Annotated in this window: 13 protein-coding genes; all 13 read left to right on the top strand. The window is 47.7% G+C overall.

Annotated features, from left to right (window positions below; genetic code table 11):
* Window positions 1–34 precede the first annotated feature (34 nt).
* The 13 genes from hisA to BK126_RS26900 all read left to right on the top strand — a co-directional run bounded on the left by hisA (window position 35) and on the right by BK126_RS26900 (window position 12,830).
* Complete coding sequence (gene hisA, locus BK126_RS26840) at window positions 35–781, top strand: 1-(5-phosphoribosyl)-5-[(5-phosphoribosylamino)methylideneamino]imidazole-4-carboxamide isomerase (protein WP_076315544.1); 747 nt, start codon at window positions 35–37, stop codon at window positions 779–781.
* A gap of 47 nt (window positions 782–828) precedes the next feature.
* A complete protein-coding gene (gene hisF, locus BK126_RS26845; protein WP_076315545.1) occupies window positions 829–1,587 on the top strand; it encodes an imidazole glycerol phosphate synthase subunit HisF in 759 nt (252 codons plus the stop codon).
* Window positions 1,584–2,276, top strand: coding sequence for a bifunctional phosphoribosyl-AMP cyclohydrolase/phosphoribosyl-ATP diphosphatase HisIE (hisIE, locus tag BK126_RS26850; protein WP_076315546.1), 693 nt, complete (start codon window positions 1,584–1,586; stop codon window positions 2,274–2,276). The genes hisF and hisIE overlap by 4 nt, the downstream gene beginning before the upstream one ends.
* A gap of 22 nt (window positions 2,277–2,298) precedes the next feature.
* On the top strand, window positions 2,299–3,117 hold the full coding sequence (gene hisJ / locus BK126_RS26855) for a histidinol-phosphatase HisJ (RefSeq protein ID WP_076315611.1): 819 nt from the start codon (window positions 2,299–2,301) through the stop codon (window positions 3,115–3,117).
* A gap of 76 nt (window positions 3,118–3,193) precedes the next feature.
* The gene (locus tag BK126_RS26860; RefSeq protein WP_076315547.1) at window positions 3,194–4,144 is read left to right on the top strand and encodes a ribose-phosphate diphosphokinase; all 951 of its coding nucleotides are present in this window, start codon (window positions 3,194–3,196) and stop codon (window positions 4,142–4,144) included.
* A gap of 167 nt (window positions 4,145–4,311) precedes the next feature.
* Window positions 4,312–6,099, top strand: coding sequence for a tetratricopeptide repeat protein (locus tag BK126_RS26865; RefSeq protein WP_076315548.1), 1,788 nt, complete (start codon window positions 4,312–4,314; stop codon window positions 6,097–6,099).
* A 32-nt stretch (window positions 6,100–6,131) separates the two neighbouring features.
* On the top strand, window positions 6,132–7,091 hold the full coding sequence (gene trxB, locus BK126_RS26870) for a thioredoxin-disulfide reductase (RefSeq protein ID WP_076315549.1): 960 nt from the start codon (window positions 6,132–6,134) through the stop codon (window positions 7,089–7,091).
* A 230-nt stretch (window positions 7,092–7,321) separates the two neighbouring features.
* On the top strand, window positions 7,322–8,272 hold the full coding sequence (locus BK126_RS26875) for an ROK family glucokinase (RefSeq protein ID WP_076315550.1): 951 nt from the start codon (window positions 7,322–7,324) through the stop codon (window positions 8,270–8,272).
* Window positions 8,273–8,323: 51 nt separating this feature from the next.
* Window positions 8,324–9,223, top strand: coding sequence for an RNase adapter RapZ (gene rapZ / locus BK126_RS26880; RefSeq protein WP_047913895.1), 900 nt, complete (start codon window positions 8,324–8,326; stop codon window positions 9,221–9,223).
* A 321-nt stretch (window positions 9,224–9,544) separates the two neighbouring features.
* Window positions 9,545–10,531: a gluconeogenesis factor YvcK family protein gene (locus tag BK126_RS26885; RefSeq protein ID WP_076315551.1), complete on the top strand. Its 987-nt coding sequence runs from the start codon at window positions 9,545–9,547 to the stop codon at window positions 10,529–10,531.
* A 5-nt stretch (window positions 10,532–10,536) separates the two neighbouring features.
* On the top strand, window positions 10,537–11,493 hold the full coding sequence (gene whiA, locus BK126_RS26890; protein ID WP_076315552.1) for a DNA-binding protein WhiA: 957 nt from the start codon (window positions 10,537–10,539) through the stop codon (window positions 11,491–11,493).
* A 106-nt stretch (window positions 11,494–11,599) separates the two neighbouring features.
* Complete coding sequence (locus BK126_RS26895; protein WP_047913898.1) at window positions 11,600–11,869, top strand: HPr family phosphocarrier protein; 270 nt, start codon at window positions 11,600–11,602, stop codon at window positions 11,867–11,869.
* A gap of 205 nt (window positions 11,870–12,074) precedes the next feature.
* Window positions 12,075–12,830: an SIMPL domain-containing protein gene (locus tag BK126_RS26900; RefSeq protein WP_076315553.1), complete on the top strand. Its 756-nt coding sequence runs from the start codon at window positions 12,075–12,077 to the stop codon at window positions 12,828–12,830.
* Window positions 12,831–12,836: the final 6 nt, after the last annotated feature.

The raw sequence follows: 12,836 nt of genomic DNA on the forward strand, positions 1-12,836 counted from the left end.
ATCCAGAGAGATGATGGGGGAGGCCTGAATTAGTATGTCTTTGTTCACTATATATCCGGCGATTGATATTCGAGGCGGCAAATGTGTAAGGCTGGTGCAAGGAGACTATAACCAAGAGACGGTGTACAACGACAGCCCGGTAGAAGCTGCCAAGGAGTGGGAAGCACAAGGAGGCTCCTTCATCCATTTGGTCGATCTTGATGGGGCAAAGGAAGGCAAGCCGGTGAATGCAGATGTCATCGGAAAAATTGCTTCCGCTGTAAATGTTCCTGTGCAAGTCGGAGGCGGGCTGCGCCGGATTGAGGATGTAAAGCAGCTTCTATCTCTTGGCGTCAGCCGGGTTATTCTCGGTACTGCGGCAATCGAGGATCGACAGTTTACAGAGAAGGTGCTTGCTTCCTATGGTGATAAGGTAGCTATTGGCATTGATGCAAGAGATGGCTATGTGGCGACAAGAGGCTGGCTTGAAACTTCTCAGGTTAAAGCAGAGGTGCTTGCCAAGGAGCTTGCTGCATACGGAGCGAAGACTTTTATTTTCACGGATATTTCAAGAGACGGAATGATGCAGGGGCCAAATATAGAAGCCATCGTCTCCTTGGCTGAGGTCAGCGGACAGCAGGTGATTGCATCCGGTGGAGTCAGCACAATGGAGGACCTGGTGCGTCTGCACAGATACAGAGATCAGGGTGTCAGCGGCGCGATCGTTGGAAAGGCCTTGTACACAGGTGCGATTGATCTGAGACAGGCGATCGAAACGATGAATAACAGTGGTTTGACGTAATTGACGTAAACGAGTATAGACGAAAGAGCGAGGGAAGAGGTGAACCTATGCTGGCCAAGCGAATCATCCCATGCCTGGATGTAAAGGACGGCAGAGTAGTTAAGGGAGTCAATTTCGTCAATCTGAGAGACGCCGGTGATCCTGTAGAGCTGGCCGCCTTATATGATAAGGAGGGTGCAGACGAGATTGTCTTCTTGGATATTTCGGCTTCAGCAGAAGGACGGGAGACGATGATTGAGGTCGTCCGTCAAACGGCTGGAGAAATTGCGATTCCTTTCACAGTCGGCGGGGGAATAAAACATGTCGATGACATGAAGAGAATTTTGCGTGCGGGTGCGGACAAGATCGGGATTAATACAGCCGCTGTACTGAACCCGAATTTAATTACTCAAGGTGCACAGCGGTTCGGTTCTCAATGTATTGTGGTTGCCGTCGATGCCAAGTGGAACGAGTCCATTGGCGATTGGGAGGTATACACACACGGCGGGAGAAAGGCTGCGGGGATTCGAGCACTGGATTGGGTCAAACGAGCTGAGCAGCTTGGAGCTGGAGAATTACTCTTAACGAGCATGGATACAGACGGAACGAAGGACGGATTTGATATCGCACTGACGAAGGCTGTCAGTGAAGCCGTCGGCATTCCCGTTATTGCTTCGGGCGGTGCAGGGCAAGAAGCGCATTTCGAAGAAGTGTTCACAGAAGGCAAAGCAGATGCGGGGCTAGCTGCAACGATCTTCCACTATAAAGAGATCGCGATACCGCATCTCAAACAGCAGCTGAAATCCAAAGGGGTTGAAATTCGATGAGTACAGAACTAGCAATAGAAGCCGTCCGTTTTGATGAAAAGGGTCTTGTCCCTGCCATCGTTCAGGATGCGGATACCAAAGAAGTACTGATGATGGCGTATATGAATGAAGAGTCGCTGCTGAAGTCCATCTCAAAGGGAGAGACCTGGTTCTGGTCCCGTTCGAGGAATGAGCTGTGGAATAAGGGCGCGACATCCGGTAACGTTCAGTCGATCGTATCCATGAAATATGATTGTGATGGAGACACGCTGCTTGTGCTCGTAGAGCCAAAAGGACCGGCTTGCCATACGGGTGAGAACAGCTGTTTTTATCGTGAGATTAGTGGATTGGCTCGAACGAGTGCTTCTGTGCCTGTACCCGGTACTAGTAAGGCTGGTCCTGCTTCAGAAGGCCGGTTTGAAGTACTGGCTGAGCTGGAGCGTGTCATCTCAGAGCGTGAGAAGGAGCGTCCTGAAGGCGCATATACGACATATTTGTTCGATAAAGGCGTAGATAAGATCCTCAAGAAGATCGGTGAAGAAGCGTCAGAAACGATCATTGCTGCCAAGAACAAGGATAATCAGGAGCTCAGACTTGAGGTCAGTGATCTGATCTATCATTTGCTCGTTCTTCTTGAAGAGCGGAAGCTGCCGCTGGATGAAATCATGCAGGAGCTCAGTCTTCGTCATGAACGTCCACGCCGGGATTAAGGCAGGTGAGAACCCTATGCCTATGCTAATCGACTTTCATACTCATCATGCCCGCTGTGGACATGCTGTTGGAGAGCTGGAAGCCTATGTGCAGCAAGCTGTTCGGCTTGGTTACAGCCAAATTGGACTGTCCGATCATATGCCGCTGATCCACGTCGATCCGGCATCGTATTATCCTGAAATGGCCATGCCAATGGAGGAGCTTCCCCGCTACGTGGAGGAGTGCTTATCGCTGAAGGAGAAGTACAAGGGACAGATCGAGGTCCGTGTTGGTCTTGAAGGTGACTACATCGAGGGATGGGAAGAGAAGATTGAGCAGATCATTCATGCCTATCCTTTTGATTATGTCATCGGCTCCGTTCATTTCCTGAAGGAATGGGACATTTCGGATTATCGGCAGGTGCACAACTGGGAGAACAAGGATGTTCTTGAAGTGTACAAGACGTATTACGATGCGGTGAAGAAGGCGGCACGCTCAGGGCTATATGATTTTCTCGGGCATATCGATGTGATCAAGCGTTTTGGCTATACACCCAAGCCAGCGGAAGCAGAGGAATGGTTGCAGCTGGAGGCCTCCGTCCTTGAGACGATTGCAGCAAGCAGGATGGCAATAGAGCTGAACGCCTCTGGTCTATCCAAGCCTTGTGCGGAGATGTTCCCTAGCCGGCGAATACTTGAGAAAGCCTGTGAACTGAACATTCCGATCACGGTTGGATCTGATGCGCATGATCCGGCAAAAGTAGGCGAGCATGTCGATCAGGCAAGAGAACTTCTAAGGGAAATTGGCTATACAGAGCTTGCCGTATTCGAGCAGCGAAAACGCTCGTCTGTTCCATTGTAATCCGCTCGTCTAGGAGTATAATGGAAATATAAGGTTTATTACGGATCAGTCAAAAATTTAGCTCCGGGAGGCATGTATGCAGCATTCTCTCCGTATATTTTCGGGATCGTCCAACCCTCAGCTTGTACAAAATATTTGCCGCAAGCTTGGAGTCGAATCGGGTAAGATCAAGATATCCCGCTTCAAGAGTGGTGAGATTTATGTGCACTATGAGGAAACGATCCGAAATTGTGATGTGTTTCTAGTACAATCACTGTCGAGACCGATCAATGAACTGCTCGTGGAGCTTCTCGTGATGATTGATGCCGCCAAGCGGGCTTCTGCACGAACGATTAATGTCATCTTGCCCTATTATGGCTATGCAAGGCAGGAACGCAAATCTGCACCACGAGAGCCGATCTCTGCCAAGCTGCTGGCGGATGTACTGACGACAGCGGGTGCGAGCAGAGTCGTAACGATTGACCTGCATGCTGCCGCAATTCAGGGCTTCTTCAATATTCCCGTTGATCACTTGACGGCTCTTGATTTGATATGTGACTACTTGAAGAGTAAAAATATTGTGAATCCGGTTATTGTGTCACCGGATGCAGGCAGGGCCTCCATGGCGGAGAAGCTGGCCAGCAGACTGGATTCACCATTCGCCATCATGATCAAGAAGCGTCCCAATCATAATGAATCGGTTATTACTCATGTCATCGGGGATGTAGATGGCAGGACACCGATTATAATAGAAGATTTAATTGACACTGGTACGACTATTGTAAATGTGGTGGAAGGGCTTAAGGAGAGAGGGGCAGGCCCTGCTATTGTATGCGCGACACATGGTCTTTTTTCAGGGCCTGCTTTGGAAAGGCTTACGCACCCTCACATCGCTGAAATTGTAGTTACCGACTCCATAGCATTGCCCGAATCAGGTAATCCGTCCTGCTTCACGGTCTTGTCGGTTGCACCGATGCTGGCGAGAGCAATTCGTATTATTCTTGATGGCGGCTCAATTGCCACGTTGTTTAAGGATGCTGGTGTATAAAGTTCTCCCGTCTATAGGGAGGGCTTTTTTTATTACCACTCCCATGAAGATGGATAGTATAAATTTTCATTGAGTGCATAGTTTTGCATTACCGGCGAAGACTTGCTCAGATTATGTTATACTGGAGAGTATGAAATTGTATGTTATAGGGAGGTGCCTTGGCACATATGAAAAGCAAGCCACAGCGGACTGACAGCTCTTCTAATAATGTTATACAGGTTCATCTCGATGCTTCTTTCTTCTTTGAAAGAGCCGTCCGCGAGCTGGATCGCAATCATTATGACAAGGCGCTTAAATATTTTCGCAAAGCTGTTGAATATGAACCGGACAATCCGGTGAATCATTGTAATATGGCGGGTATATTATCAGAGATGGGTGATTATGCCGGCTCGAATGAAGTATTGGAGCATATCATGAAGCACGTTGATTCTGGGATGACAGAATGCTACTTCTATATGGCCAATAACTATGCCAACATGGAGCAGTTTGAATCTGCTGAGGAAGCACTGGTGACCTATTTGGAGGAGGATGAGCAAGGGCACTTTCTCGAAGAAGCAGAAGAAATGATGGATCTTCTATCTCACGAGCTCAAACGCAAGCTTCATGTCAAAAGAATTAAAGCAAGAGAAGGCGTTGCAGAGCATGATTATGCACGCAGTTTGCTGGAGGAAGGCAAGTTTGCACAGGCAGCAGAAATGCTGGAGAGCATCGCTTCCGAGCATCCTGATTTTGTATCGGCACGCAACAATCTAGCTCTAGCTTACTACTATATGGGACGATTCCCGAAGGCCAAGCAAACGATATACGATCTGCTAGAGCAGGAGCCCGGCAATTTGCATGCACTGTGCAATCTGGCGATTTTTTATCAGAATGAAGGAGACAGAGAGCAAGTGGAAGTTCTCCTGAAGCAGCTGTTGACCTTGGTTCCTTTTGAACAAGAGCATGTATTTAAGCTGGGCACTACGATGGGGATATTAGGTCAGCACGAAGCTGCCTATATGCATTTCCGCCGGCTGATGAAGAGCGGAGAGGCTGCGAACGATCCTTCGCTCGTGCATTATACGGCTGTCGCCGCATGCAATACCGAAAGGTATGATACGGCGAAACGACTGTGGCAAATGGTGAGTAAGCTGGATCCGGAGTCAGAGGTACCGAAGTTTTATTTGGACCAGCTCCATTCGAGAAAAGAGGATCAAAGCGTAGGTCCTGTAAGCTATCACTATCATTTACCGTTTGAAGAGCAATTTCGTCTGTGGGAGAAGTATGGAAGCCATGTGCCGGATGATATCAAAAAAGATCCGTTGATCCGTTCTTCCTTCTTCTGGGCTCTTCATCACGGCGATGACGCAACGAAGGCTAATGTAATTAGGGCGCTTCGGATTATTGGGGACTATGAGGTTCGGCAGGCCCTTACTTCTTTTTTGGAGGAGGAAGGGGAGAGTCTGGAGCTGAAGCAAATGGCGCTGTCTGTACTTCGTGAGATTGGAGATTTGAACGAACCCGATATGGATCATGGTGCTTCGGAATCTCTGGCGAATCCTTACGGTCAAGGCACACCGGTACTGACGCAATATCGTTATGGCCGGAGCGAACAGGGCCAGGAGCCATCTCCTGTACTGGATGATCGGCAGCAGGCGGTCATTGACATGGCTCTCGAGAAAATGCACAAACGATCTGAGCATTTGCGTGAAGGTGTTCAGCATTTATGGGCAGACTATCTGATGAGAGTGTCTCCTGAAATGCCAGCCATTCAGCATGTAGAAGGATGGTCAGCTGCTCTGGAATATTTGACAATGAAGTATGTGTCTAAGGGAATAACGTATTCAGAACTGGCCCAAAGATACGGGATTTCTGCATCAACCGTAAGCAGATACGTGAAACAAATTGATCGCGTATGCGATATTCAGCATCGAATCGAACACATCTTTCAGGCTCTGAAGGAGAAGAAATCGTAGCATTCCACAATAAACGCTAGGGAGGTATCCATATGTCTCACTATAGATCGGTTATTATTGGAACAGGACCCGCAGGTCTGACTTCAGCCATATACTTGGCTCGAGCGAATATGAATCCACTTGTGATCGAGGGACTTGAGCCGGGTGGACAATTGACGACCACAACTGAGGTGGAGAACTTCCCGGGCTTTCCTGAAGGTATTCTAGGTCCTGAGCTGATGGACAACATGCGCAAGCAGGCTGAACGCTTTGGGGCGGAATTCAAGAGCGGTTGGGTGGATGACATCGACTTGTCTGTGAAGCCGTTCCGCATTAAAGTGGAGGGTCGGGAGGTAATAACCGCTGATGCCGTTATCATCTCGACTGGAGCTTCTGCCAAATATCTGGGTATTCCAGGAGAAAAGGAAAACGTAGGCCGCGGTGTCAGCACCTGTGCGACTTGTGACGGTTTCTTCTTCCGGGGCAAGAAAATTGTCGTCATTGGCGGAGGAGATTCAGCGATGGAGGAAGCGAATTTCTTGACTCGCTTTGCCTCCAGTGTAACCGTTGTACACCGTCGGGAGGAGCTGCGTGCTTCTAAGATTATGCAGGACCGTGCACGTGGGAATGAAAAAGTGGAGTGGGCTCTTAACCGCACACCGCTTGAGGTCGTAGTGGAGGAGTCAGGGGTCAAAGGTCTCAAGGTTAAGAACAACGAAACGGGCGAAGAAGAGCTGATTGAAGCTTCCGGTGTATTTGTCGCGATTGGACACCGTCCGAATACAGAGTTCCTGAAAGAACAGATTACGCTCGATGCCGGCGGTTACATTGCGGTTCATCCAGGAACAACGGAAACAAACATTCCAGGTGTGTTTGCTTGCGGTGACGTACAGGATACGAAGTATCGCCAAGCGATTACAGCGGCAGGGTCCGGCTGTATGGCGGCTATGGACTGTGAGAAGTATTTGGAAGGCAGCATGACACATGACTGGAGCGAGACACTCAATCCTTAAATGAATATAAGATTCACCTGACCAGCCGGGCACGATTGTATTGTGCCCGGCTGATTTTATGGGCGTCTGTACTCGCTGAAATTCTGCGGAGAGCATTCAAGAATTTTTTGTTACAGGTCGCTTTTTACAAGGTGTTTTAGCACTTTCTTCGTCTTGACCGACTTTGTTCCTTCAATTATAGTGATAACGTAAGAATAAATATTACAGATGATAAAGGTGGCTTGCTAGCAATGTCTGAAAATATCTACGTTGGAGTGGATTTGGGCGGAACCGCAATCAAAGTCGGAATCTGCGATGAGCAAGGAAAACTTCTACATACCTATGAAGGACCTACAGAAGTGGATAAAGGTGTAGATACTGTTATTGACAACATCGAGAAGTACGTCCGTCATATCGTAGAGGCGTCACCATACAGTTGGGACCAGCTTGCAGGAGTTGGTGCAGGAGTTGCCGGATTCACTAATGTGCGCGAAGGAATTATTATTCTGGCACCTAACGTAGGATTTCGAGATGTTCCGATTCGTTCCATTCTCGAAGAAAGACTTGGCAAGCCTGTCAAAATAGATAATGATGCGAATGTAGCAGCACTTGGTGAGGCATGGGCTGGTGCAGGAGCTGGTGTTGACAATTGTGTGTGCTATACGCTTGGAACAGGCGTTGGCGGCGGAATTATTATTAATGGCAAGATCTATCAAGGCTTCTCGGGTATGGCTGGAGAGCTCGGTCATGTCAGCGTTGTCCCGGATCTTGAGGCGATTAAGTGCGGCTGTGGCAAGATGGGCTGTCTGGAAACCGTCTCATCCGCAACCGGTATTATTCGTATGGCGAAGGACGCTGTAGAACGTGGAGATCACACGAGCCTCAGCACTGTGCCATCGATTATGGCGAAGGATGTGTTCGATGCAGCAAAAGCAGGAGATGAGGTAGCCCTTCGTATTGTGCGTCGTGCAGCCTTCTATCTCGGTAAATCACTGGCTGCAGTAGCAGCTGTGCTGAACCCGCAGGCTTATATCATCGGCGGGGGCGTATCGAAGGCAGGAGAATTTCTGTTCGATGAAGTGCGCAGCGTGTTCGCGAGCTACACCCCTGAACCACTGCAAGAAGGGGTATCTATTGTACCCGCTACGCTTGGCAATGATGCAGGAATCGTCGGAGCCGCTGGACTGTTAATTCGATCTTAAATTATACAAGAAATTATACGGGACGAACTGAAATTGATAGGGGGGATATTCATGTCAGAAGGTGAAAAATCACCAGCAGGAGGAGCAACCCTTATTATCATTACAGGGATGTCAGGAGCAGGGAAGACGATTGCAGTGCAAAGTCTTGAAGATCTGGGCTTCTTCTGTGTCGATAACCTGCCACCGGTTCTCATTCCTAAGTTTGCGGAGCTCATTGTACAGTCTAACGGGAAGATCTCGAAAGTGGCGCTCGTCATCGATTTGCGGGGACGTGAATTTTTTACGGCATTGTCGGAATCTTTAAACTACATCAAGGATCACTTCACCATCCATTGTGAAATCATGTTCCTGGATGCCCAGGATGGCGTATTGGTACAGCGTTATAAGGAGAGCAGACGCCGTCATCCACTTGCACCGGATGGTATGCCGCTCGATGGGATAAGACTGGAGCGCAAGATGCTGGAGGAGCTCAAAAATTCAGCCACACAGGTCATCGATACGAGTAATATGAAGCCTGCACAGCTGAAGGAGCGCATCATCTCCCGCTTCTCACATCTCGAGGCGAATATGCTGTCGGTCAATGTAACGTCGTTCGGATTCAAATACGGTATTCCCATTGATGCTGATCTTGTATTTGATGTACGGTTTTTGCCGAACCCTCATTACGTGGAGCATCTGCGTCCAAACACGGGACAGAACAGTGATGTCTATGAATATGTAATGAAATGGCCGGAGACACAGTCCTTCTTGACGAAGCTCCTGGATATGCTGCATTTTCTTATTCCGCAGTACCGGAAGGAAGGGAAGAGCCAAGTCATCATTGGGATTGGCTGCACTGGCGGCAAGCACCGCTCGGTTGCCATATCAGAATATCTGGGCAAGATGCTTGGAGCCAGTGAGACGGAATCTGTATCTGTAACGCATCGGGATGCGGATCGAGACCGTCATTAATGGTCCGAATCAAGAGATTTAGTATAGAAAAGTTGCAGTTAGGCATCATTTATCGTAAAGGCAGAGCATGACCAATCTAGAGGATGACTGTATAAAATTTGTGGTGAGCATACCGCATGAAAGTTCATCCTAATAATAGCCATTGCGGAGGTTATAGCATATGCTGTATAATCCGCTCTTGTCAGAATCAGTTTCATAAAGCTGTTAGGTATGGAATGAATTCGCCTAGACGAATCCATTCATAAAGCTGATAGGTATGAAATGAATTCGCCTAGGTGATAAATAGCTTAACTTGAGCAACTTCTTATAGAAGGTGAAGTGATGAAAGTGGCTGTTGAACAAATGAAACGTCCGCATATCGTCGTAATGGGCGGGGGTACGGGGCTGTCTGTTATGCTGCGGGGGTTAAAGAATAAGCCGCTTGATATCACGGCAATCGTTACGGTAGCTGATGACGGGGGGAGCTCAGGCATATTGCGCGATGAGCTGCAGATGCCTCCTCCCGGCGATATCCGTAATGTACTCACAGCACTTGCTGATGTGGAACCGCTGATGTCAGAATTGCTTAATTATCGTTTTAGTGGAAGTAATGGTTTGGCAGGACATAGTCTTGGCAATCTTATCTTGGCGGGTATGACCGATATAACGGGCGACTTTGTAACGGCAGTCCGGGAGATCAGCCGCGTCTTTGCAGTACGTGGACAGGTGCTTCCCGCTGCGGGTGAGGCCGTCGTCTTACACGCGGAAATGGAAGATGGCACAATCGTAACCGGTGAGTCACAGATCCCTGAGCATGGCGGCCGGATTAAACGAGTGTTTCTTGAGCCGGACCACGTGGAGCCGTTGCCAGAGGCTGTGGCTGCTATTGAACAAGCCGATGCCATTATTATAGGTCCGGGCAGTCTGTACACCAGTATTTTGCCGAATCTGCTCGTTCCCAAACTGGCAGAAGCTGTGGTTGCATCCCCGGCAGCAAAGATTTTTATTTGTAACGTGATGACCCAGCCTGGGGAAACCGACGGATATACGGTAAGTGACCATCTCAAAGCTATTGATGCGCACATTGGGACGAGATTGTTTGACTACGTTATTGTAAATAATGGAGATATACCAGAACCGGTGCAGGAGATGTATGCGGAGCAAGGCGCTAAGCCTGTACAGATGGATCTGGAAGAAATTTTGAAGCTGTCTAACGAGTGTATTGCAGATCGGCTTGTCCTGTATAGGACCTATCTAAGACATGATGCGAATAAGCTCAGTCATCATATCTACACACTCGTTCAAAATTGGATGATTCGAAAGAGGTGAGACCCTTGTCGTTTGCGGCACAGACCAAAAAAGAACTAACCATGATCGAAAGCGAGCCTTGCTGTGAAAAAGCGGAGCTGTCAGCACTCATCCGTATGCTTGGAGCGGTTCAGCTCTCGAACAAAAAGGTTATTTTGGATGTTTCTACGGAGAATGCCGCGATAGCAAGGCGAATTTATTCTTTGCTCAAAAAACACTTTCAAGTGCACACCGAGTTGTTAGTTCGTAAGAAAATGCGGCTCAAAAAGAATAATGTATATATCGTCCGAATTCCGGCAAGAGTTCAGGAAATTTTGAAGGAGCTTCATATCGTTTCGGAAGGATTTCTGTTCACACCAGGTATAGAAAAAGCGGTTATCCGCAAAAATTGCTGTAAGCGGGCTTACCTGCGGGGGGCGTTCATGGCTGGTGGATCGGTGAACAATCCAGAAGGATCTTCCTATCATCTTGAGATTGCATCCATGTATGAAGAGCATTGCCAGGCCTTAGTTGATCTTGCAAATGAGTTTAATCTGAATGCACGCTGTATCGAAAGAAAAAAGGGCTTTATTTTTTACATCAAAGAAGGCGAGAAAATCATTGAAATGCTGAGCATTATCGGTGCACATCAGGCATTGTTCAAATTTGAGGACGTTCGAATTATGCGGGACATGCGAAATTCGGTGAACCGGATCGTGAACTGTGAGACGGCCAATTTGAATAAGACGATTGGTGCAGCTGTCCGCCAGATTGAGAACATCAAATTCCTGGATAAGGAAGTGGGACTGGATACCCTGCCTGATAAGCTTCGTGAAGTCGCTGAAGTAAGACTTGCCCATCCCGATATTAATTTGAAGGAAGTTGGGGAATTACTAAAAGGGACAGTAAGCAAATCGGGTGTGAATCATCGTCTGCGCAAAATTGATGAAATGGCTGAAAAAATTAGAACAGAGAAGGGTTTATTTACGAACTCAAACTTGTAGACAATAACTCTTTTTTTTTCTAGTTTCATTCATGCTATAATGGTATAATGTTTATAATTATGAAGTATTGATTGTTGTATAGATTTTGAAGAGGGGGTAAGTTTCCATGACAAAGCACCCGGTAGTAGTCCGTTTGAAGACGGGTCTTCATGCCAGACCAGCCGCACTATTCGTACAAGAAGCGAATAAGTATTCGTCTGAGATTTTTGTGGAAAAAGATGATAAAAAAGTAAATGCAAAGAGTATCATGGGAATTATGAGCCTTGCAATCAGCACAGGAACTGAAGTCGTCATTAGTGCAGAAGGTGCGGATTCAGAACAGGCTGTAAACGCTTTAGTAAGTCTCGTAAGCAAAGAAGAACTGGAGAACCAATAATTCCACCATCTTTTTTGTAACGCCTAAATACAGAGAGAGCCTCGAGAAATTGCAGGTGTCATTAAGCTGGATTTGATCTTAATGACACCTGCGAGAAATCGGGGCTTTTTCGTTTTTTTGGACATGCTTGTAGATATTGAAACCTTTTTCAAGAATGCTGCGTCCAATGGTATAGATTGCAAATTCAAGGAGGTTAGATGAAGTGATGAACAAGAAATGGATGAAACCTTTTGCTGCCGCAGCCCTTGCTGGCGCACTACTGGTTGGAGGATGGAGCTGGTCTGCAGGCGGAACAGCGCTGGCACAGGAGGCAGCAGCAACACAGAACTTCGTATCGGTTACAGGAAAAGGTGAAATCGCGGTTAAACCGGATATCGCTTATCTGTCTATTGGTGCATCATCGGAAGCGGATACTGCCGCTGCGGCACAAAAAGCGAATGCAGCCAAAATTCAAAAGATCACTACACTCTTGAAAAATACCTGGAAAGTGGACAGCAAGGATATTCAGACGAATCAATTCTACGTACAGCCCAATTATACTTACAGCGAGAAAGACGGACAGAAAATTAAAGGCTACACCGCTTATCACACACTTAAAGTGTCTTATCGTAACTTAGAGAAAGTCGGTGAGCTGCTGGATGCTGCGACCAATGCAGGGGCTAACCAGATCGATAATGTTGTGTTCTCCATCGAAGATACAGAAGCGTTTGAAACACAAGTGATAGACAAGGCGATGGCGAATGCGAAGCTTAAAGCGGGAGCGATCGCAAATGCCGCACAGCGTCAGCTGGGTATCGTTCTTAGTGTCAGCCAGGGAAGTATTGATGAACCGGTAGCTTATTACAAGGAATCCATGGAACTGCAGTCTGCTGCTTCGAGTCAAGACAGCGCCAATACAGCAATTGAGAGCGGAGAGATCAAGCTGTCTACACAGCTGACGGTTCGGTATGAGCTGAAGTAAAATTTT

The organism is Paenibacillus sp. FSL H7-0326 (assembly GCF_001955535.1).
GTDB lineage: Bacteria > Bacillota > Bacilli > Paenibacillales > Paenibacillaceae > Paenibacillus > Paenibacillus shunpengii.

Coding starts and splice junctions, on each gene's coding strand:
- hisA (WP_076315544.1), top strand. CDS start 35: ATGTCTTTGTTCACTATATATCCGGCGATTGATATTCGAGGCGGCAAA.
- hisJ (WP_076315611.1), top strand. CDS start 2,299: ATGCTAATCGACTTTCATACTCATCATGCCCGCTGTGGACATGCTGTT.
- BK126_RS26895 (WP_047913898.1), top strand. CDS start 11,600: ATGACAAAGCACCCGGTAGTAGTCCGTTTGAAGACGGGTCTTCATGCC.
- rapZ (WP_047913895.1), top strand. CDS start 8,324: ATGTCAGAAGGTGAAAAATCACCAGCAGGAGGAGCAACCCTTATTATC.
- hisIE (WP_076315546.1), top strand. CDS start 1,584: ATGAGTACAGAACTAGCAATAGAAGCCGTCCGTTTTGATGAAAAGGGT.
- trxB (WP_076315549.1), top strand. CDS start 6,132: ATGTCTCACTATAGATCGGTTATTATTGGAACAGGACCCGCAGGTCTG.
- BK126_RS26900 (WP_076315553.1), top strand. CDS start 12,075: ATGAACAAGAAATGGATGAAACCTTTTGCTGCCGCAGCCCTTGCTGGC.
- BK126_RS26865 (WP_076315548.1), top strand. CDS start 4,312: ATGAAAAGCAAGCCACAGCGGACTGACAGCTCTTCTAATAATGTTATA.
- BK126_RS26885 (WP_076315551.1), top strand. CDS start 9,545: ATGAAAGTGGCTGTTGAACAAATGAAACGTCCGCATATCGTCGTAATG.
- hisF (WP_076315545.1), top strand. CDS start 829: ATGCTGGCCAAGCGAATCATCCCATGCCTGGATGTAAAGGACGGCAGA.
- BK126_RS26860 (WP_076315547.1), top strand. CDS start 3,194: ATGCAGCATTCTCTCCGTATATTTTCGGGATCGTCCAACCCTCAGCTT.
- BK126_RS26875 (WP_076315550.1), top strand. CDS start 7,322: ATGTCTGAAAATATCTACGTTGGAGTGGATTTGGGCGGAACCGCAATC.